Source organism: Halomonas litopenaei (genome assembly GCF_017303055.1).
GTDB lineage: Bacteria > Pseudomonadota > Gammaproteobacteria > Pseudomonadales > Halomonadaceae > Halomonas > Halomonas litopenaei_A.
The window spans coordinates 465,628-488,241 of the sequence record NZ_JAEKJT010000001.1 but is presented as its reverse complement, the minus strand read 5'-3'; the positions used below and the strand labels follow the sequence as shown (position 1 = coordinate 488,241).

General features: G+C 63.1%; 4 protein-coding genes. 2 read left to right on the top strand and 2 right to left on the bottom strand.

Features of this window, described 5'->3' with window-relative positions; translation table 11 throughout:
* Positions 1–18 precede the first annotated feature (18 nt).
* The gene (locus tag JF545_RS02105) at positions 19–732 is read left to right on the top strand and encodes a transglutaminase-like cysteine peptidase (RefSeq protein ID WP_206938116.1); all 714 of its coding nucleotides are present in this window, start codon (positions 19–21) and stop codon (positions 730–732) included.
* 45 nt (positions 733–777) lie between these two features.
* Positions 778–2,706: a bifunctional diguanylate cyclase/phosphodiesterase gene (locus JF545_RS02100; RefSeq protein ID WP_206938112.1), complete on the top strand. Its 1,929-nt coding sequence runs from the start codon at positions 778–780 to the stop codon at positions 2,704–2,706.
* 150 nt (positions 2,707–2,856) lie between these two features.
* Here JF545_RS02100 and JF545_RS02095 read toward each other — a convergent pair whose 3' ends face one another.
* Together JF545_RS02095 and JF545_RS02090 are read right to left on the bottom strand one after the other, a co-directional pair.
* Positions 2,857–3,189: a tryptophan synthase subunit beta like protein gene (locus tag JF545_RS02095; RefSeq protein ID WP_206938103.1), complete on the bottom strand. Its 333-nt coding sequence runs from the start codon at positions 3,187–3,189 to the stop codon at positions 2,857–2,859.
* Between the two features lie 182 nt (positions 3,190–3,371).
* Positions 3,372–22,361, bottom strand: coding sequence for a VCBS domain-containing protein (locus JF545_RS02090; protein ID WP_206938101.1), 18,990 nt, complete (start codon positions 22,359–22,361; stop codon positions 3,372–3,374).
* Positions 22,362–22,614: the final 253 nt, after the last annotated feature.

Here is a 22,614-nt window from a genome sequence, read left to right as displayed (position 1 = left end):
CACGACCCGGACCCTGTCATGACCTCACCCGCGTCGACCGACGCCTCTGTATCCCGCCGCAGCGTGCTGCGCTGGCTGGGACTGGGCACTGCGAGCCTGCTTGGCGGTGGACTGCTGTCGACAGCTGAGCCAGCAGGTGCCGCTCTGGACCACGCCAGAATGCGCTCGGCCATGAGCGCAGAATTTGGCGCTCAAGGGGTGCAGGTGCTGGAGGAGTGGCTAAGCCTGATCAACCGACTCAGGGCTGCCGATATCGCGACTCAGCTGCGCGAGGTCAACGACTTCTTCAATCGCAAGGTTCGCTGGCTCGAGGACCGCACCATCTGGCGCCAGAGTGACTACTGGGCCACCCCGCTCGAGTCTCTTGGACGCGGTGCCGGCGACTGCGAAGACTATTCCATTGCCAAGTACGTCACGCTCAAGGAGCTGGGCATCCCGGTCAGCAAACTGCGCATGATCTACGTACGTGCCAGGCTAGGACGTAGCCAGATTACCCAGGCCCATATGGTCCTGGGGTACTACGAGACACCAAGCGCCGAGCCGCTTATCCTCGACAACATCGCCGCCAGCGTTTCTCGCGCGAGCCTGCGAACCGACCTGGACCCGCTATTCAGCTTCAATAGTAGTGGCCTGTGGGCAGGAGGCTCCACGCAGTCGCGCGCCGACCCCCTGGCCCGACTTTCGCGCTGGCGTAATGCGATTGATCGCATGCGCCGACAAGGGATTCAATAACCCCATGCCCTATCTTCCGCTTCACGCTTATCTAGAGACGCCGCCATGTCGTTGATCAAACAACTCTGGCTCGCCATCATCGTCATCCTGCTGATCGCTCTGGGCGGCAGCCTGCTGGTGGCGGTGACCGGCAGTCGTGCCTATATCGAACAAGAGCTCGAGATCAAGAATACCGACAATGCCAATGTGCTGGCACAGGCCATGAGCAATGCTCCCAATCAGGATCTTGTGGGCATTGAACTGATGATCTCGGCGCAGTTCGATACCGGTTACTACCGCAAGCTGCAGCTGGTCGACGGCGAAGGACGGCCGATCATTCAGCGCGTCTCGGAAGTGGCGGAAGACCATAGCGTTCCCGGCTGGTTCCGCCAGCTGATCTCCTTCGATGTGCCCAGCGGCACCGCCGCGGTTCAGGACGGCTGGACCCTGCTCGGCACCCTGGAGGTGGACAGCACCCACGCCTTCGCCTATCAATCGCTGTGGCAAAGCACGCTGCGCATGGCCGGCTGGTTCGTCGCCGCCGGTGCACTGAGTCTACTGATCGCCTATATGCTGGTGCGTCACATCAGCCGACCGCTCAAGACCGTCACGCGTCAGGCTCACGACATTGGCGAGCGCCGCTTCACTATTGCTCCGCTACCGCGCACGCTGGAACTGCGCGAGGTGTCGGAAGCGATGAACCGGCTGTCGGAAAGCGTGCGTGAGATGCTGGAGCGTGAAAGTGAACAGATCGATCGACTGCGGCGGCAACTGCTGCACGATGCCATCACCGGCGCCCTGACCCGCGACGCCTTTATCGACCGGCTCAGCTACAGCCTGGAGCAGGACGGCGAGTCCAGCTACGGCATCATTGCACTGATTCGTGCCACCGACCTGGCCGCGCTCAACGAGCGCCGCGGCCACCTGCACACCAACGCCGTGCTCAGCGACCTGTGCCAGCGCCTGACGGCCATCGCCGATGCCCATGGTGAAGGTTATGTGGGCCGCCTCAATGGCAGCGATTTTGCCCTACTGCTGTGCGGCAACGTCGATGAAGCCTGGGCACGCGAGCGCCTGAGCGACAACCTCTCCGCTCTGGCCGAACAGAATTCACCGGTGCTGCGTCTGCCCGCTGCTCTCGGCACCTATCATCATGGTCAAAGCCGCACCACGCTGATGTCGGCATTGGACGGCGCCTTGTCCATGGCCGAAACACGCCCCGGCCAGGCCATTGAAACCTGCCGCCACGCAGAACAGGCCGCTCTCTACCATAGCCGCGCCGAATGGCGTTCCGCCCTGGTCGAGGCCATGGAGCACGGCGTCCTGCTGGGCCAGTACCCGGTACTGGATCGCCAGGGCAGCCTGCTTCACCACGAAGCGCCGGCGCGCCTCAATATCAAGGGCGAGTGGCGCCAGGCGGGCACCTTCATGCCCTGGATCGCACGTCTGCGTCTGCATGACAGCCTGGATATCCGGGTCATCGATACTGCGCTTGAGACCATTCATCACCACCGTCAGCCGCTCGGCATCAACCTGTCCCACGCCGCCATCACCCAACCCAACGTGGTCATTGCCCTGCAGCAACGACTGAGTGCACGCCCAGACTCGGCTCCCTTCCTGTGGATCGAGGTGCCAGAATCCATTGCCAGGGCCGACCTGGAGAGCTTCCGCTACCTGTGCCAGTCGCTGGCGCCCTTCGGCTGCCACCTGGGCATGGAACACGTCGGTGCCGCCTTCCGCCAGCTCGGTGACCTGCGCGATCTTGGCCTGTCCTACATCAAGATCGATGCCACCCTGTGTCGAGGTGTCTCCCACCGTCCAGAGCAGCAGACCATCCTCAGGGGCATGGCAACGCTGTGTCATTCGCTGGCGATCAAGGCGATTGCTGAAGGTATCGATGAAGACGAGGACATCGAGACCCTGTTCGAGCTAGGCCTCGACGGCGTGACCGGTCCCGCCGTCTCGGCCCGTGCGGATGCGGCGTCAGGGCGCTAGACGGCTCGTCGCAGCGCCATCAAAGGCCTGCCTACACGCAGGCCTAGCTCTGACAAACGGACCGCACAAAGCCACCAGAGCGCACCAAACCACTAGGCAGCAACAACAAGGCCACCTGAAAAGGTGGCCTTGTTGTTGCGTACCGCGCTGTTAAATCAGAGGGTCGTCATCGCCGCCCACCAGGTCCACGTCGTTGTAGCGACGACGCAGTGACTGGCGATCCATGATCTTGCGACGCGCCGCCTCAGGGAGATCGGTAAAACTGATCACTCCCTTGTCCATCAGCAGGTCCAACACATCCTCAAGTACCCGCACAAACGCCAGATCAGACGCGTGAAACTGCGACTGCTCATGGCGCGGGCTGCCGTCAGACAGGAATGCCAGCAACTCCTGGTCATCTGGTGCCATGAACTCGTCGCAGATAGCCGTTGGCTCTCGGCTCACGCAGACAAGCTTACCTTCCCCGTCACGCTGGACGTACATGCCGCTTTCTCCCTGTTCTTCGTTGATCGAGCATATATCAACTTTCTCTTGTGCCCCAGCACCTGACCTCACTCTGCAGGGGCGCTGCTCGATTCTCGTTAGGGCCCCACGGATGGGGCCCCCTCGACCTGCAACTACTGACGACTGTTGACTACCCCGTCGTCTCCCGCCCACTGGCGTGATCAGACGTCCAGCTGTCCCTGGTTCAGCAGCTGGGTCAAGAAGTCCTCGCCCGACTGCCCTGACATGCTCGCCCCTTCCAGGGTAATCAACTGATCGGCATTGGCATTATCGCCAGCCAGCCCACCATCGCTCTTGATGTACAGCACCACGTCATCACCGTCCTGCTCAGCGTGGATGAAGTCGTTCAGCGACTGCTGATCATCACTTGCATCGAAGCCTTGCAACAGATCGCTCAGATCCAGCACATCGGCCTCCGGATCGGTGCCAGGCGCCGTGCCCGCCGCCGCGACATGGAAGTCCGCGATCACGTCATCGGCGGCGGCGCCTGCCTCGCCCTGGTCACCCAGGACCCAGGCGAAGGTGTCGGCACCGAGTCCACCCAGCAGCAGGTCGTCACCCGCACCACCCAGCAGCAGGTCATCGCCATCCTCACCGTGCAGGGTGTCATTGCCGCCCCCGCCGATCAGCACGTCGTCACCGTCACCGCCTTTCAGGGTGTCGGCGCCACCATCCTTGCGGCCGCTATCGAGCAACGCCTCATAGTTGCTGCGAATGTAATCCATGATCTGATCCTGATCAGGATCGCTACCGCCGTTTTCGGACCATTTCAGGAACTCGAACAGACCCGAGAAGCCCAGACCATCATGTTCACCGGCAGCAAACACCTTGCCGCTACCATCGGTCCACTCCAGGTGGTCGGTGTTGACGGTGTCACCAAAGATGATGTCGGCACGGTCCGTGCCATCGAGCGTGTCATCACCAAGGGCCGCCAGCTTGTCGAAGGACGACCCGCCGTTGAGTACCGCTTCCAGTTCTTCAGCGGTGTTGACGATGGAGGCCTCGCCCACCGGAGCTGTCGGGTACTCATAATCCCTGATGGTGATGTCATCCACCGTGATGCTATCGTACCCACCGGAGCCGTTGATCACGTCCAGCACGATGCGATAGACGCCACTATCAAGCGGTTCCGTCTCAAAAGTTCTCCAGGACTGACTTTCTCCGGGTCGACCTGAAGCCACTGTGGTCCAACCGCCCTGCCCGTCAGACTTCTCGACAAAATAGCGGAAATAATCGCTGTTCCCGTAGTCATCAGTCTGGTACCTGAACTGCAACGTCGAGTAGCCGTTTTCTGGAGCCTCCAGAGTGAAGGATTGACTGGTAGCCACGGCCGCGCCTGTCGTTGAGCCAGGACGATAGTCGACCAAATACAACGATCCACCGCCCACCGCCAGACCACCCGTGCTGTCGCCGGACTTCGTCCAGCCCGTCTGCGTATCCAACGGGCTATCGCTACCAGAGAAGTCCACCAAGCCGCGGCTTCCGCTGAAGGAGGCCGAGGAGTAAGGAATCACCTGGCTGACGCCCGTCACATCGGTGTTATCAAAGAAGCGCAGCACGTCCTCGTTGATACCCGAACCGATACCGATGGCCTCGACGCGACTGATGGCGGACAGGCCCTCGAAGGCTTCCAGAGCGTTGTTGACCTCGTTGAAGCCGGTATCCCTTCCGTTACCCCCGGTACCACCGCTATCGGTGACGTAGAAGGTGGGCAAACCATCGGTCAGGAAGTACGTCAGGTTGTCGTAGCCATTCGCCGCGGATTGCTCCTCGAGCCATCCCTTGGAGGCCTCGAAGGCCGCCTCGTAGTTGGTACCACCTCCCGAGTTGCGCGAACCGTCGACACTATTGATGTAGTCGACGATACGGTCCACTTCGCTCTCTGACGAGCCAAGATCCAGGGTCTGGGTAAACCGCGCCCCAGTATCAAAGTCGACCACCTGCAGATTGATGATGCCGTCAAAGTCCGCCAGCTGCTCCACCAGGTTGGCCAGGGCCTGCTTGGCCAACGCCATGCGCGACAGGCCCTGCGTGCCCGAGTCAGCGCTCATGCTGCCGGAGCTGTCGAGGATCAACGAAACGTTGTAGTTCTGGGCCGGGTTGATGACGGTGAACTTGCCTCCGCCGTCGCCGATCATGACATCGCTGCCACCGCCACCGGTCACGCTGTTGTCGGAATTATCACCGACAAACAGCTGATCCGGAGCGCTGACTTCGAGGGTCAGACTACCGCTGGCGGTGTCTCCATCACCGTCGATGCCCGACAACCCAAGCTCGATATCAAAGGCATTGCTTGCCTCGCCCAGGCGATAGTCCATATCGCCCAGCACGAACGGTACCGTGCCACCGCCGGTGACTTCGATGCCCTCCATGCCGCCTTCCGGGCTCAGCACGAATGACCAGCCATCCTGCATGCCATCCAGCACCAGTCGGCCCGCACCGTCGACGGTGATGCCAACCTGGCTGGTCACATCGGTGCCAGTGTGGTCGACGATGCGCACATCGTCCACAGTCAGACGGAAGTCACTGCTCGCCCCTTGGGCCGGTGAGCCACCGCCCGCACCGTCTGCCACATAGTCGATGGCAGCGACGGTCACCACGGCCTTCGCATTATCCCCATCGACGTGGATGGTCTGGCGCACTTCAGCTACGCGCTCATGCCCTTGCCAGCTCGGCTCTCCCACATCCGAGAATGCCAGGCTGTCCAGGAAGCTGATGCGAATAGCCTCATTGAGTTCGATCCCCGTACTGAGGCCGCCGGCCACACCAATTCCGCCCTCAAGCGGCACGATGCCGACGCCATTGGGCGTCGAGTACAGGACATCGTTGTCAGTTTCTAGATCCTGATAGTTGGCGCCGTGGTAGCGCACGACACCCGAGAGATCCAGATCCGACACTTCCGCTCGTTCGGTGCGCCCGTTGCTGACGTCGCCATCGCTGACCTCGAGACGGTAGCTGTCGCCCGCAGCGTCCAGCACCACGCTGAAGCCGACGGTGCCATCCGCCGTCACAGCGTCAAGCTGAGAACCGTCAGCGGACATGCGATAGGTCAAGGCTTCACCTTCGAAGTACAGCGGGTGACCATCGGTGTCCGTGGCGACCTGGCCATCCATGCCGGCAAACACCACATTGGATACGCCATCTGCCCCTGCGGCGTCGGCAAAGTCGATGCTGCCACCGCCGCCATCCCTCAGGGTAGCGGTCTGCGCCGTGAACGCCTCAGGGCTGTCGTCATTGATCAGCACCTGGAGCGCCCCATCGGCAGAGCTGCCGTCACCGTCGGTGACGCTGTAGCCGATCTTGAACGCCAGGACATCCTCACTCTCACTGTCAGGGTGATCCAGCGGCTGATGCAGGGTCACTTCGTAGGCACCGCTGGCGACGTCCGTCAGCGCCACGCTCAGCACCAGAGCTCCGGAGGCATCACGGCCTGTGAGCGTACGTCCATCGTTGCTCAGGCCATAGCTGACCGGCTCCCCGCCAGAGGATACGTTCGGCAGTCCCGACAGGCTCCAGGCAAAGGCGTTCTGGCTGGCAGCACCGTCCGCGCCGAAGGAATATCCCAATGTACCGCTGACCACTGTGGCCTCACCCGCCAGGTCACCGACGCCGCCAGCGATACCGCCCGGCAATCCGTCTTCATCGAGCAGCGCCTTGTCGATAGCCCCCTCGGGTCGAGAATCCGCAGCCACATTGACGGTCAAGGTGGCCTCGCTGGTATCTCCATCGGCGTCGACGATGGTGTAGCGAATGACGACGGTTCCCTCGACCCCAGGTCCTGGCGTGAAGGTCAGTTCTCCGGTGCTACTGTTCACCGTCACCCGACCGGCAGACTCGTGTCCAGGCGCCAGTGCAGCCGACTGCAGCACAGCACCATCGGCTCCGCCCATGTCATTGGCCAGCACATCAACGGTGACCGCGGTGTCCTCAGCCGTGGCGGCCGTGTCATCCACCGCCTGCGGCACGTCATCCACAATGTTGATGCTGATGCTGGCACTGGCGGTATTGCCGTGGGCATCGGTCACGCTGTAGGTGAAGGTCTCCTGGGCGGTCAGCGTGTTGCCGCCATTGTCCGCCTGGCTCCCGGTCACAGCGCTGCTCAACGTATAGGTAAAGGAACCATCGCTGCTGATCACCAGTACGCCATGATCCCCCTCGATCCGCGCTTCGGTGTAGCTCAGGTCATCTCCCTGGGCATCGGTTGCACTCAGCTGCCCGGAAACGCTGTGACTGCCGCTGCCGGCGTCGCTACCAGCGGCAAGACCGGCCTCGCTGACCGTTGCTGTTGCTTGATTGGCGGTCGGGGAACCATCCGTCACCACAAACTTGACGTTGGTCTGACTCGTGTCGCCGTCGGCGTCACGAATCACGTAGGTCACCACTTCTTCATAGCTGGCGTTGGCTTCCGCGGTGTAGGTATAGCTACCGTCGGCATTCCACGTCAGCTCGCCACGCAGTCCGCTGGTATCGATCGACACCACCTCGGCACCATCTGCGCCCTGCACGTCGTTGGCCAGCAGGCCATTGTCGGCCGTGGTCGTCAGCGATGTGCCTGACTGCAGCGCGGCCGGTGTGTCATTGACGGCCTGCGGTACGTCATCAATCACATCTACGGTGATGGTGCCAGTTGCCGAGTTGCCCTGGCTGTCGGTGACGGTGTAGGTGAAGCTCTCTGCATCGTCCACCGGGTTGTCGGAGGACGTCACTGGCTTGGTCAAGGTGTAGGTGAATGAGCCATCGGCACGGATCACGATGTCTCCGTACTCCCCTTTGATGGTCTCCGCCTTGAAGGTCAGCGTGTCGCTCTGGGGATCCGTCGCGACCAGCTGCCCGGTGACCGTCGCCGAGCCATTCCCCGCCTGGGAGCCGCCGTCCAGGCCTGCTTCATTGACCTGCACGTTGCTGGGCTGGGTGCTCGGCACACCATTCTCAACCTGGATGGTCAGCGTAGCTTCGCTGGTATCACCATCGGCGTCCGTAATGGTGTAGCGCACCACTTCGGTGTAGCTGCCTGACTCCGTCGCGGTGTAGACGAAGCTGCCGTCGGCGTTCCACTCGAGGCTACCTTGCAGCGAGGAAAGGTCTACCGCCGTCACTCTGGCGCCATCCGCTCCCTGATCATCATTGGACAGCAGCCCTTCGGTGGCGTCTTTCGACACAACCTGCGAGGACTGCACACCGTCGACGCGATCATCGGCAGCAACAGGCGCGGTATCCAGGATCTGGATATCCAGGCTATCGCTGGCGGTATCGCCTTCGTTGTCGGTCACCACAATCGCGAAGCTGTCGACGATATTGTCGTTGGCCGCGTTGTGCTCGGCCGGCCCCCCGGTCTCGGTGTAGCTGTAGCTGAACTCACCCGTCGCGGCGTTAAAGCCGGTGATGGTCAGGGTTCCCTGGGTGCCCGTGGTGATGACCACAGGGTTCGCCTGGGTGGCACCGGTGACATCAATGCCAGCCACCGTCACACCCGCAATGCCCGCGCTGCCGCCCACGGTGAAGGTGCCGGTGACGGTCTCGCCGCTGTCCTCTTCCACGCTGTTGTCGGCGCCGGTCACGTTCCCGTCGCTGTCGGTCACGGTGATGGTGGGCAGGTCATCTTCCTGGCCGTTGATGGTCAGGGTCAGGGTGGTGCTGCTGGCGTCACTGTCCGCATCGGTCAGGGTGTAGGTAAACACCTCGGTCACCGACTCGCTGCCGTCCAGCCCCTGGACGGCCGGGTTGGTGTTATCCAACGCGTAGCTATAGCTACCATCGGGTGCGATGGTCAGGGTGCCGTACTCGCCCTGAATCACCAGTTCACCATCCGCATTGGTGGTGGCGGTGTTGCCGCTGGCGTTGTCGCTGGTCACCGCGGTGACCGTGGTGGCATCGGCTCCCAGGGTGTCCGCACCAGTTCCGTCAGACACCACGTTGCCCGACACGGACGCGGTGTCTTCGGTGATGGCGTTCACGTCGGCTACGGCCTGCGGCGCGGTATCCAGGATCTGGATATCCAGACTATCGCTGGCGGTATCACCTTCGTTGTCGGTCACCACGATCGCGAAGCTGTCGACGATATTGTCGTTAGCCGCGTTGTGCTCGGCCGGACCCCCGGTCTCGGTGTAGCTGTAGCTGAACTCGCCTGTCGCGGCATCGAAGCCGGTGATGCTCAGGGTTCCCTGGGTGCCCGTGGTGATGACCACAGGGTTCGCCTGGGTGGCGCCAGTGACATCAACGCCTGCCACCGTCACACCCGCAATGCCCGCGCTGCCGCCCACGGTGAAGGTGCCGGTGACGGTCTCGCCGCTGTCCTCTTCCACGCTGTTGTCGGCACCGGTCACGTTCCCGTCACTGTCGGTCACGGTGATGGTGGGCAGGTCATCTTCCTGGCCGTTGATGGTCAGGGTCAGGGTCGTACTGCTGGCGTCGCTGTCGGCGTCGGTCAGGGTGTAGGTAAACACCTCGGTCACCGACTCGCTGCCGTCCAGCCCCTGAACGGCCGGGTTGGTGTTGTCCAGCGCGTAGCTGTAGCTGCCATTGGGCGCGATGGTCAGGGTGCCGTACTCGCCCTGGATCACCAGCTCACCATCCCCATTGGTGGTGGCGGTGTTGCCGCTGGCGTTGTCGCTGGTCACCGCGGTGACCGTGGTGCTATCGGCTCCCAGGGTGTCGGCACCGGCATCATCGGCAGCACCGTCAATGACGTTGCCAGAGACGGAGGCGGTGTCTTCGGTGATGGCGTTAACGTCGGCCACGGCCTGCGGTGCGGTATCCAGGATCTGGATATCCAGGCTGTCGCTGGCGGTATCGCCTTCGTTGTCGGTCACCACGATCGCGAAGCTGTCGACGATATTGTCGTTGGCCGCGTTGTGCTCTGCCGGACCCCCGGTCTCGGTGTAGCTGTAGCTGAACTCGCCTGTCGCGGCATCGAAGCCGGTGATGGTCAGGCTGCCCTGTCCACCGTTGTTGGGGATGCTCACCGGAGTGGTGAAGTCCGCTCCCACCAGCTCCACACCGCCGATGGTCACGCTGGCCACACCCGCGCTGCCGCCCACGGTGAAGGTGCCGGTGACGGTCTCGCCGCTGTCCTCTTCCACGCTGTTGTCGGCACCGGTCACGTTCCCGTCACTGTCGGTCACGGTGATGGTGGGCAGGTCATCTTCCTGGCCGTTGATGGTCAGGGTCAGGGTCGTACTGCTGGCGTCGCTGTCGGCGTCGGTCAGGGTGTAGGTAAACACCTCGGTCACCGACTCGCTGCCGTCCAGCCCCTGAACGGCCGGGTTGGTGTTGTCCAGCGCGTAGCTGTAGCTGCCATTGGGCGCGATGGTCAGGGTGCCGTACTCGCCCTGGATCACCAGCTCACCATCCCCATTGGTGGTGGCGGTGTTGCCGCTGGCGTTGCCGCTGGTCACCGCGGTGACCGTGGTGGCATCGGCTCCCAGGGTGTCGGCACCGGCAGCATCTGCAGCACCGTCAATGACGTTGCCAGAGACGGACGCGGTGTCTTCGGTGATGGCGTTCACGTCAGCCACGGCCTGCGGTGCGGTATCCAGGATCTGGATATCCAGGCTGTCGCTGGCGGTATCACCTTCGTTGTCGGTCACCACAATCGCGAAGCTGTCGACGATATTGTCGTTGGCCGCGTTGTGCTCGGCCGGACCCCCGGTCTCGGTGTAGCTGTAGCTGAACTCGCCCGTCGTGGCATCGAAGCCGGTGATGGTCAGGGTTCCCTGGGTGCCCGTGGTGATGATCACAGGGTTCGCCTGGGTGGCGCCGGTGACATCAACGCCTGCCACCGTCACACCCGCAATGCCTGCACTGCCGCCCACGGTGAAGGTGCCGGTGACGGTCTCACCGCTGTCCTCTTCCACGCTGTTGTCGGCGCCGGTCACGTTCCCGTCGCTGTCGGTCACGGTGATGGTGGGCAGGTCATCTTCCTGGCCGTTGATGGTCAGGGTCAGGGTGGTGCTACTGGCGTCGCTATCCACGTCGGTCAGGGTGTAGGTGAACACCTCGGTGACCGACTCGCTGCCGTCCAGCCCCTGTACCGCCGGGTTGGTGTTATCCAGCGCGTAGCTATAGCTGCCATCGGGTGCGATGGTCAGGGTGCCGTACTCGCCCTGGATCACCAGCTGACCATCCGCATTGGTGGTGGCGGTGTTGCCGCTGGCGTTGTCGCTGGTCACCGCGGTGACCGTGGTGGCATCGGCCCCCAGGGTGTCGGCACCGGCATCATCTGAAGCACCGTCAATGACGTTGCCAGAGACGGACGCGGTGTCTTCGGTAATGGCGTTAACGTCGGCCACGGCCTGCGGTGCGGTATCCAGGATCTGGATATCCAGGCTGTCGCTGGCGGTATCACCTTCGTTGTCGGTCACCACGATCGCGAAGCTGTCGACGATATTGTCGTTGGCCGCGTTGTGCTCTGCCGGACCCCCGGTCTCGGTGTAGCTGTAGCTGAACTCGCCCGTCGCGGCATCGAAGCCGGTGATAGTCAGGGTTCCCTGGGTGCCTGTGGTGATGACCACAGGGTTCGCCTGGGTGGCGCCAGTGACATCAACGCCTGCCACCGTCACGCCCGCAATGCCTGCACTGCCGCCCACGGTGAAGGTGCCGGTGACGGTCTCACCGCTGTCCTCTTCCACGCTGTTGTCGGCGCCGGTCACGTTACCGTCGCTGTCGGTCACGGTGATGGTGGGCAGGTCATCTTCCTGGCCGTTGATGGTCAGGGTCAGAGTGGTACTGCTGGCGTCGCTGTCGGCGTCGGTCAGGGTGTAGGTGAACACCTCGGTGACCGACTCGCTGCCGTCCAGCCCCTGGACGGCCGGGTTGGTGTTGTCCAACGCGTAGCTGTAGCTGCCATTGGGTGCGATGGTCAGGGTGCCGTACTCGCCCTGGATCACCAGCTCACCATCCGCATTGGTGGTGGCGGTGTTGCCGCTGGCGTTGTCGCTGGTCACCGCGGTGACCGTGGCGGCATCGGCTCCCAGGGTGTCGGCACCGGCATCATCTGCAGCGCCGTCAATGACGTTGCCCGACACGGAGGCCGTGTCTTCGGTAATGGCGTTCACGTCGGCCACGGCCTGCGGTGCGGTATCCAGGATCTGGATATCCAGGCTGTCGCTAGCGGTGTCGCCTTCGTTGTCAGTCACCACAATCGCGAAGCTGTCGACGATATTGTCATTGGTCGCGTTGTGCTCTGCCGGCCCCCCGGTCTCGGTGTAGCTGTAGCTGAACTCACCCGTCGCGGCGTTAAAGCCGGTGATGGTCAGGCTGCCCTGGCCACCGGTGTTGGGGATGCTCACCGGAGTGGTGAAGTCCGCTCCCACCAGCTCCACACCGCCGATGGTCACGCTGGCCACACCCGCACTGCCGCCCACGGTAAAGGTGCCGGTCACGGTATCGCCGCTGTCCTCCTCCACGCTGTTGTCGGCGCCGGTCACGTTCCCGTCGCTGTCGGTCACGGTAATGGTGGGCAGGTCATCTTCCTGGCCGTTGATGGTCAGGGTCAGAGTGGTACTGCTGGCGTCGCTGTCGGCGTCGGTCAGGGTGTAGGTGAACACCTCGGTGACCGACTCGCTGCCGTCCAGCCCCTGTACCGCCGGGTTGGTGTTATCCAACGCGTAGCTGTAGCTGCCATCCGGTGCGATGGTCAGGGTGCCGTACTCGCCCTGAAACACCAGTTCACCATCCGCATTGGTGGTGGCGGTGTTGCCGCTGGCGTTGTCGCTGGTCACCGCGGTGACCGTGGTGGCATCGGCGCCCAGGGTGTCGGCACCGGCATCATCTGCAGCACCGTCAATGACGTTGCCAGAGACGGACGCGGTGTCTTCGGTGATGGCGTTCACGTCGGCCACAGCCTGCGGTGCAGAGTCAACGACGTTGACGGTCACCTGGGCCGTGGCACTATCACCGTCAGCCTCGGTCGCAACAACTCCGATGCCGCTAATAGAAAGCGAGTTCGCCAGCGCATCGGCCACCTCATGCGGGAGGGCCTCGCTGAGTTCAGCGGTAACCCGCACGATACCGTCCTCACCCGCTTCGACAGACGCTGGAGCAGCAAGGGACAGGGTCACCGCGACAGCAGTGCTACCACCCAAGCGGCCTTCGAGCTGGCCATTCGCATTCGCTGTCCATACCAGCGTCTGCCCTGGCTCCAGCCCAGCGGTGGTAATGCCTGACACGCTGCCGTCTGTTGCAATATTGGCAAACCTGAAACTGGTCAGGTTGTCGCTGCCTGCAGTGAAGGTCAACACACCAGAGTCCTGCTCTGCGCCGCCGATGGTACCCACTTCGTCCAGCGTAAGATCCAGGCTCTCGGTTGCCGGATCATCGTCCCCACTGGTGACGGTGACCGTCGGGCCAGTACCGTCGGTGACGTTGACGGTGTGGCTATCGGAAGCGGTGTCACCATCGCTATCGACGGTCTCGATAGTGAAGTTGATCGACGGGCTCTCGGCCTGGTCAAGGTTGTTGTTGGCCTCGAAGGTCCAGCTGCCATCGCGACCGACGGTCAACACGCCTTCGGCAGTGGTGAAGATCACGACGTCAGCATCGCCATCGCCCAGCGTCAGCGTCTCGCTACCCACGCTGACGGTAACGGTGGCGCCATCGGCACCGGCATCGGTGGTCCAGCTGCCGTTGACGCTCTGGCCTTCCACCACTGTCGCGGTGCCAGGCTCAGTGGAGTCGCCGATCTGCAGCGTCGGCTGATCGTCAGCCACGCTGACCGAGACGCTTGCCTCGGTGCTGCTGCCGTCGGTGTCGGTGCCGACCACGGTGATGCCGCTGATGGTCAGTGCATCAACGCCATCGGCGTGGGCCAGGCTGTCCGCCAGAGTCGCGGTCACGGTCACTACCGCGGACTGGCCTGCGGCGACAGAGCCATTGTTATTCAGCGTCAGAGTGATGGCCGGCTCGCCACCGGCCTCGGAACGCCCTTCCAGCTGACCGGCGGAGTCCAGGGTCCAGGTCAGGGTGCCATCCAGGCCGTCGACGCTGATAGCGCCGGTATCGCCAAAGCCGATGCTGGCAATCGCATCGCTGCCCGCCGTAAAGGTCAGGCTGGCCACGTCCGTTGAGGAAGCGTCACCTTCGGTCTCGGCATCATCCAGGGACACGGCAGCATTGGTGCTCGCCGGATCGCTGTCGGTGACGGTGACCGTCGGGCCGGTACCATCGGTGATGGTGACGGTGTGGCTGTCGGAGGCGGTATCACCATCGCTATCGACGGTCTCAATGGTGAAGTTGACCGACGGGCTCTCGGCCTGGTCGAGGTTGTTGTTGGCCTCGAAGGTCCAGCTGCCATCGCGGCCGACGGTCAACACGCCTTCGGCGGTATTGAAGGTCACGACGTCGTTGTCGGCGTCGCCCAACGTCAGCGTCTCGCTGCCCACGCTTACGGTAACGGTGGCACCGTCGGCACCGGCGTCGGTGGTCCAGCTGCCATTGACGCTCTGGCCTTCCACCACTGTCGCGGTACCCGGCTCAGTGGAGTCACCGATCTGCAGCGTCGGCTGATCGTCGGCCACCGTCACGCCCACATTGGCAGATGTGCTGGTGCCGTCGGTGTCAGTACCGACCACGGTGATTCCGCTGATGGTCAGTGCATCGACGCCATCAGCGTGGGCCAGGCTGTCGGCCAGAGTGGCGGTCACGGTCACTACCGCGGACTGACCAGCCGTGACCGAGCCGTTGTTATTCAGCGTCAGGGTGATAGCGGGTTCGCCACCGGCTTCGGTGCGCCCTTCCAGCTGACCGGCAGAGTTCAGGGTCCAGGTCAGGGTGCCATTCAAGCCATCCACATCAATATTATCTGTGCTGCCAAAACCGATGGAGGCAATGGCATCACTGCCCGCGGTAAAGGTCAGGCTAGCCACGTCCGTCGAGGAAGCGTCGCCTTCAGTGTCAGCATCATCCAGGGACACGGCGGCATTGGTGGTCGCCGGATCGCTGTCGGTAACGGTGACCGTCGGGCCAGTACCGTCGGTGATGGTGACGGTGTGGCTGTCGGACGCGGTATCACCATCGGTATCAACCGTGGAGATGGTGAAGTTGACCGACGGGCTCTCGGCCTGGTCGAGGTTGTTGTTGGCCTCGAAGGTCCAGCTGCCATCGCGGCCGACGGTCAGAGTGCCCTCGGTCAGGTCGAAGGACACCGTGGCATCCGCTGCGCTACCCAGAACCTGAGAGTCTCCACCCACGCTGACGGTAACGGTGGCGCCATCGGCACCGGCATCGGTGGTCCAGCTGCCGTTGACGCTCTGGCCTTCCACCACTGTCGCGGTACCCGGCTCAGTAGAGTCACCGATCTGCAGCGTCGGCTGATCGTCGGCCACCGTCACGCCCACATTGGCAGACGTGCTGGTGCCGTCGGTGTCGGTGCCGACCACGGTGATGCCGCTGATGGTCAGTGCATCGACGCCATCGGCGTGGGCCAGGCTGTCCGCCAGAGTCGCGGTCACGGTCACTACCGCGGACTGGCCAGCCGTAACCGAGCCATTGTTGTTCAGCGTCAGGGTGATGGCCGGTTCGCCACCGGCTTCGGTACGCCCTTCCAGCTGACCGGCGGAGTTCAGCGTCCAGGTCAGGGTGCCATTAAGGCCATCAACATCAATATTATCTGTGCTGCCAAAGCCGATGCTGGCAATCGCATCACTGCCCGCCGTAAAGGTCAGGCTGGCCACGTCCGTTGAGGACGCGTCGCCTTCAGTCTCGGCATCATCCAGGGACACGGCGGCGTTGGTGCTCGCCGGATCGCTGTCGGTGACGGTGACCGTCGGGCCAGTGCCGTCGGTGATGGTAACGGTGTGGCTATCGGAAGCGGTGTCACCATCGCTATCGACGGTCTCGATGGTGAAGTTGATCGACGGGTTCTCTGCCTGGTCGAGGTTGTTGTTCGCCTCGAAGGTCCAGCTGCCATCGCGACCAACGGTCAACACGCCCTCGGCGGTATTGAAGGTCACGACGTCGTTGTCGGCGTCGCCCAACGTCAGCGTCTCGCTGCCCACGCTGACGGTAACGGTGGCGCCATCAGCACCGGCATCGGTGGTCCAGCTGCCATTGACACTCTGGCCTTCCACGACTGTCGCGGTACCCGGCTCAGTGGAGTCGCCAATCTGCAGCGTCGGCTGATCGTCGGCGACGCTGACCGAGACGCTTGCCTCGGTGCTGCTGCCGTCGGTGTCGGTACCGACCACGGTGATCCCGCTGATGGTCAGTGCATCAACGCCATCGGCGTGGACCAGACTGTCGGCCAGCGTGGCCGTCACGGTCACTACCGCAGACTGGCCAGCCGTGACCGAGCCGTTGTTATTCAGCGTCAGGGTGATGGCCGGCTCGCCACCGGCTTCGGTGCGCCCTTCCAGCTGACCGGCGGAGTTCAGTGTCCAGGTCAGGGTGCCATTAAGGCCATCCACATCAATATTATCTGTGCTGCCAAAGCCGATGCTGGCAATCGCATCACTGCCCGCCGTAAAGGTCAGGCTCGCCACGTCCGTAGAGGAAGCGTCGCCTTCAGTGTCAGCATCATCCAGGGACACGGCGGCATTGGTGGTCGCCGGATCGCTGTCGGTAACGGTGACCGTCGGGCCAGTACCGTCGGTGATGGTGACGGTGTGGCTGTCGGAGGCGGTATCACCATCGCTATCGACGGTCTCGATGGTGAAGTTGACCGACGGGTTCTCTGCCTGGTCGAGGTTGTTGTTGGCCTCGAAGGTCCAGCTGCCATCGCGGCCAACGGTCAGAGTGCCTTCGGTCAGGTCGAAGGACACCGTGGCATCCGCTGCGCTACCCAGAACCAGGGAGTCACCTCCCACGGTCACGGTAACGGTGGCACCATCGGCACCGGCATCGGTGGTCCAGCTGCCATTGACGCTCTGGCCTTCCACCACTGTTGCGGTACCCGGCTCAGTAGAGTCGCCGATCTGCAGCGACGGGCCATCATCGGTGATAGCAATACTGATACTGGCCTGACCACGGGTACCGTTATCGTCCGTCACCACCAGCCCCACCGTTTCGGTGAAGCCGCTACCGGTGGCGCCGTCCTGGCTATCGTTGTCGACGCGGGTATCCAGGGTGTAGCTGTAGCTCACCGTGCCGCCGGCAGCATCTCCATCGAAGCCAGTCAGGGACAGGCTGCCATAGGCCGTATCGATCACCACCGGGTTGGTCGTGGACAGTCCTTGCAGCTGGTTCAGCGTCAGTGACTGATCTCCTACCTGGACGCTGGCCACACCATCCACGCTGGTGAAGGTGAAGCTGCCGCCGCGGGTCAGCGCAGTGCTGTCTGCCGCGCTGCCATCCGCCAGGTTGGCTTCACTGACCTGGACGTCGCCACCATCGGCCGCCAAGCCGCTCAGGCTCACGCCGTCATCGGTAGCGGTGACCGTGATGGTCAGCGTCGCCGGGGAGGTGTCGCCGTCGGCATCGGTCAGGGTGTAGGCAAAGGTCTCGGTCAGCGTTTCATCGCCGCTAAGCGCCTGCACACGGGCATCGCTGTTGTTGAGCGTATAGCTCCAGCTACCATCGCTGTTCAGGGTCAGGGTGCCAAACTCGCCTGTGGCGCTGGGGCTATCCAGGGCGACCGTCGCGGGCTGCGCAGTGGAACTGTCAGCACCGGTCGTGTCATTGGCCAGCACGTTGCCAGAGATGGCCTGTGCAGTGTCCTCGGCCACGCTAGCACTATCATCGCTCGCCGACGGCGCATCATCCGCAATGGCAATACGAAGACTGCCGCTAGACGCGCTACCGTTATCGTCCGTCACCACCAGCCCCACCGTTTCGGTGAAGCCGCTATCGGTGGCGCCGTCCTGGCTATCGTTGTCGACGCGGGTATCCAGGGTGTAGCTGTAGCTCACCGTGCCGCCGGCAGCATCTCCATCGAAGCCAGTCAGGGACAGGCTGCCATAGGCCGTATCGACCACCACCGGGTTGGTCGTGGACAGACCTTGCAGCTGGTTCAGCGTCAGTGACTGATCTCCTACCTGGACGCTGGCCACACCATCCACACTGGTGAAGGTGAAGCTGCCGCCGCGGGTCAGCGAAGTGCTGTCTGCGGCACTGCCATCCGCCAGGTTGGCTTCACTGACCTGGACGTCGCCACCTTCGGCCTTCAAGCCGCTCAGGCTCACGCCATCATCGGTGGCGGTGACCGTGATGGTCAGCGTCGCCGGGGAGGTGTCGCCGTCGGCATCGGTCAGGGTGTAGGCAAAGGTCTCGGTCAGCGTTTCGTCACCGCTAAGCGCCTGCACACGAGCATCGCTGTTGTTGAGCGTATAGCTCCAGCTGCCATCGCTGTTCAGGGTCAGGGTGCCAAACTCGCCTGTGGCGCTGGGGCTATCCAGGGCGACCGTCGCAGGCTGCGCTGTGGAACTGTCGGCACCGGTCGTGTCATTGGCCAGCACGTTGCCAGAGATGGCCTGTGCAGTGTCCTCGGCCACGCTGGCGCTGTCATTCACCGCCACCGGTACGTCGTCCTGCACCTGGATGGTCAGGTCGGTGGAGGCATCATCGCCGTCGCTGTCAGTGGCCGTGATGGCGAACTGATCCGCCAGGTCATCGCTTCCGGTGCCCTGGCTGGTGTGATCCTGGGTGCTGCCGTCGAGGGTGTAGCTCCAGCTGTAGTCGCCAGCGTCGGAGACGCTGACGGTCAGCGTGCCGAAGTCGCCTACCACGGTGCCGCCAGCGGTGACGTTAACGCCGTTGATGACCAGTGAGGCCAGGCTGTCACCACCGGTGGTGATGGGCAGCGTGCCACTGGTGGTCTGGCTGCCGTCGCCCGCGGCGCTGCCGCCAGGCAGGCCCGCTTCGCTGACCGTGAACTGGCCGCCTTCGGTGCTCGGGGAGTCATCCGGCACGCTGATGGTGGGCGTGGAGTCTTCCGCCACCGTGACGCTGAATACCGCGTCGCTGGTATCACCATCGGCGTCGGTGATGGTGTAGTCGATCAGCGCTTCGCCTTCGAAGCCCGGTGCCGGGGTAAAGGTCACCTCACCTGTGTCACTGTTGAAGGACACACTGCCCTGGCTGGGATTGCGCAGGGTCGCCGCAGAGACATTCGCCCCATCCACGCCCTGGGTGTCATTGTCCAGCACGTTATAGGTGATCGGGGTGTCTTCCGCGGTATTGGCGCTGTCATTCACCGCCACCGGTACGTCGTCCTGCACCTGGATGGTCAGGTCGGTGGAGGCATCATCGCCGTCGCTGTCTGTCGCCGTAATCGCGAACTGATCCGCCAGGTCATCGCTGCCGGTGCCCTGGCTGGTGTGATCCTGGGTGCTGCCGTCGAGGGTGTAGCTCCAGCTGTAGTCGCCAGCGTCGGAGACGCTGACGGTCAGCGTGCCGAAGTCGCCTACCACGGTGCCGCCAGCGGTGACGTTAACGCCGTTGATCACCAGCGAGGCCAAGCTGTCACCACCGGTGGTGATGGGCAGCGTGCCGCTGGTGGTCTGGCTACCGTCGCCCGCAGCGCTGCCGCCAGGCAGGCCCGCTTCACTGACGGTGAACTGGCCACCTTCGGTGTTCGGGGAGTCATCCGGCACGCTGATGGTCGGGGTGGAGTCTTCCGCCACCGTGACGCTGAACACCGCGTCGCTGGTGTCACCATCGGCATCGGTGATGGTGTAGTCGATCAGCGCCTCGCCTTCGAAGCCCGGTGCCGGGGTAAAGGTCACATCCCCCGCGGCATTGATCGATACGCTGCCCTGACTCGGGTCACGCAACGTTGCTGAGGTCAGCGTTGCCCCATCTACGCCCTGGGTGTCGTTGTCCAGCACGTTATAGGTGATCGGGGTGTCTTCCGCGGTATTGGCGGTGTCATTCACCGCCACCGGTACGTCATCCTGCACCTGGATGGTCAGGTCGGTAGAGGCTTCGTCGCCGTCGCTGTCAGTCGCCGTGATGGCGAACTGATCTGCCAGGTCATCGCTGCCGGTGCCCTGGCTGGTGTGATCCTGGGTGCTGCCGTCGAGGGTATAGCTCCAGCTGTAGTCACCAGCGTCGGAGACGCTGACGGTCAGCGTGCCGAAGTCGCCCACTACGGTGCCGCCAGCGGTGACGTTGACGCCGTTGATGACCAGCGAGGCCAGGCTGTCACCACCGGTAGTGATGGGCAGTGTGCCGCTGGTGGTCTGGCTGCCGTCGCCCGCAGCGCTGCCGCCCGCCAGGCCCGCCTCGCTGACCGTGAACTGACCGCCTTCGGTGCTCGGGGAGTCATCCGGCACGCTGATGGTCGGCGTAGAGTCTTCCGCCACCGTGACGCTGAACACCGCGTCGCTGGTGTCACCATCGGCATCGGTGATGGTGTAGTCGATCAGCGCTTCGCCTTCGAAGCCCGGTGCCGGGGTAAAGGTCACATCCCCCGCGGCATTGATCGATACGCTGCCCTGACTCGGGTCACGCAACGTTGCTGCGGTCAGCGTTGCCCCATCTACGCCCTGGGTGTCATTCGCCAGCACGTTATAGGTGATCGGGGTGTCTTCCGCGGTATTGGCGCTGTCATTCACCGCCACCGGCACGTCGTCCTGCACCTGGATGGTCAGGTCGGTGGAAGCTTCGTCGCCGTCGCTGTCCGTGGCCGTGATCGCGAACTGATCCGCCAGGTCATCGCTTCCGGTGCCCTGGCTGGTGTGATCCTGGGTACTGTCGTCGAGGGTGTAGCTCCAGCTGTAGTCGCCGGCGTCGGAGACGCTGACGGTCAGCGTGCCGAAGTCGCCCACTACGGTGCCACCAGCGGTGACGTTAACGCCGTTGATGACCAACGAGGCCAGGCTGTCACCACCGGTAGTGATAGGCAGCGTGCCGCTGGTGGTCTGGCTGCCGTCGCCCGCGGCGCTGCCGCCCGCCAGGCCCGCTTCACTGACGGTGAACTGGCCCCCTTCGGTGCTCGGGGAGTCATCCGGCACGCTGATGGTCGGGGTGGAGTCTTCCGCCACCGTGACGCTGAACACCGCGTCGCTGGTGTCACCATCGGCGTCGGTGATGGTGTAGTCGATCAGCGCTTCGCCTTCGAAGCCCGGCGCCGGGGTAAAGGTGACGTCACCCGCGGCATTGATCGATACGCTGCCCTGACTCGGGTCACGCAACGTCGCAGTGGTCAGTGTTGCACCGTCCGCGCCTTCAACGTCGTTAGCCAGCACGTTGTAGGTGATCGGGGTGTCTTCCTGGGTCTCGGCGGTATCGTCGAAGGCCTGAGGAGCATCATCGAGAATCGCGATATCGAGAAAACCGCTGGTGGTGCTGCCATCGGTATCCGTGGCAGTGATCACGATGCTCTCTACAAGGCCGTCACCGGTGGCACCATCCGCGCTGTCATTATCGACCGGCGTGGTGAGCTCGAAGGTATAGCTGACGGTGCCACCCGTGGCACCTCCGGTATAACCGGTCAGCGTCAGGGTGCCATGAGGGGTATTGATGACCAGCGGATTACCGGCAAGTCCATTCAGCCGGTCCAGGCTGATCGGACCACTGGAGCCCACCGTGATGGAGGTTAAACCGTCGGGCGCACTGACCCCAAAGCTGCCACTGACGATACTGCCGGTAGCGGGCGAGCTACCTGTGGCAAGCCCGGACTCGCTGACGGTCTGCTCAGCGGATGCAAAGCCCACGGCTGCGCCGCCAGTGCCCACTGCACCGCCAGTACCCCCCTGCGGGCCGTCCAAGCCAGTCAACGTGACCGGCTCATCAACGTCGTCTGAACCGCCGCCCTCCTGCTGAGGAAGCTCGTCGTCTACTCGCTGGTAGCCATACTCGAACGACAGCGGCGTCACTTCCTCAACAATACGCAGCAGACGCACGAAATCATGCCCGCCTTCAACCCCAGCGCCACCAGCAGCCCCCGCAGCCGGTGCTTCCAGGATATCCAGCAGATCCCCATCGCTTTCTTCCAGCAGCGCCAGCACCCTGGCGACGTCAGGGTCCTCGAGTACCGGCGCTTGCTCGCCTTCGCTACTGCCTTCAGCGATATCTTGAGTCAGCAGAATCTGAGCATTGCTCTCCATCTCGACCAAGGGCGCACCGTCCACCTGTTCGAGCCTGACGCGCGCCCCATTGCCGGTAATCACCACCTCGCCCTCGCGAAGCTGGTCACCCTCTGCCAGGGCTCTCAGGTTACCTTCTGCGTCACGGGCCCAAGCTTGACCAACAAGCTGAACGACGGTGGCAATGATCATAGGGGCGTCTCTCTATAGCGTTTGGGGGCTGTATAATTTTTGGCACACGCACACAGTTGTGCAGATACGACATTACATGCGCACGAGATATCTCAATACTGTACCAGAGGACAATGAGCTACCTCTTTTTCTCCACCACCCCGTCTTCCCCTTTTTCTTCTCCTATGCTATTGCTTTTTCACGCCTATTAGCGTGCTTACAAAAATATCTGCGTCATGAGAAAAGCCAGACTGCACAAAAACTCCCCCGACCT

Bases quoted from the DNA above. Each gene is read 5' to 3' on its own strand.
- JF545_RS02105 (WP_206938116.1), top strand. From the start codon at position 19: ATGACCTCACCCGCGTCGACCGACGCCTCTGTATCCCGCCGCAGCGTG.
- JF545_RS02100 (WP_206938112.1), top strand. From the start codon at position 778: ATGTCGTTGATCAAACAACTCTGGCTCGCCATCATCGTCATCCTGCTG.
- JF545_RS02095 (WP_206938103.1), bottom strand. From the start codon at position 3,189: ATGTACGTCCAGCGTGACGGGGAAGGTAAGCTTGTCTGCGTGAGCCGA.
- JF545_RS02090 (WP_206938101.1), bottom strand. From the start codon at position 22,361: ATGATCATTGCCACCGTCGTTCAGCTTGTTGGTCAAGCTTGGGCCCGT.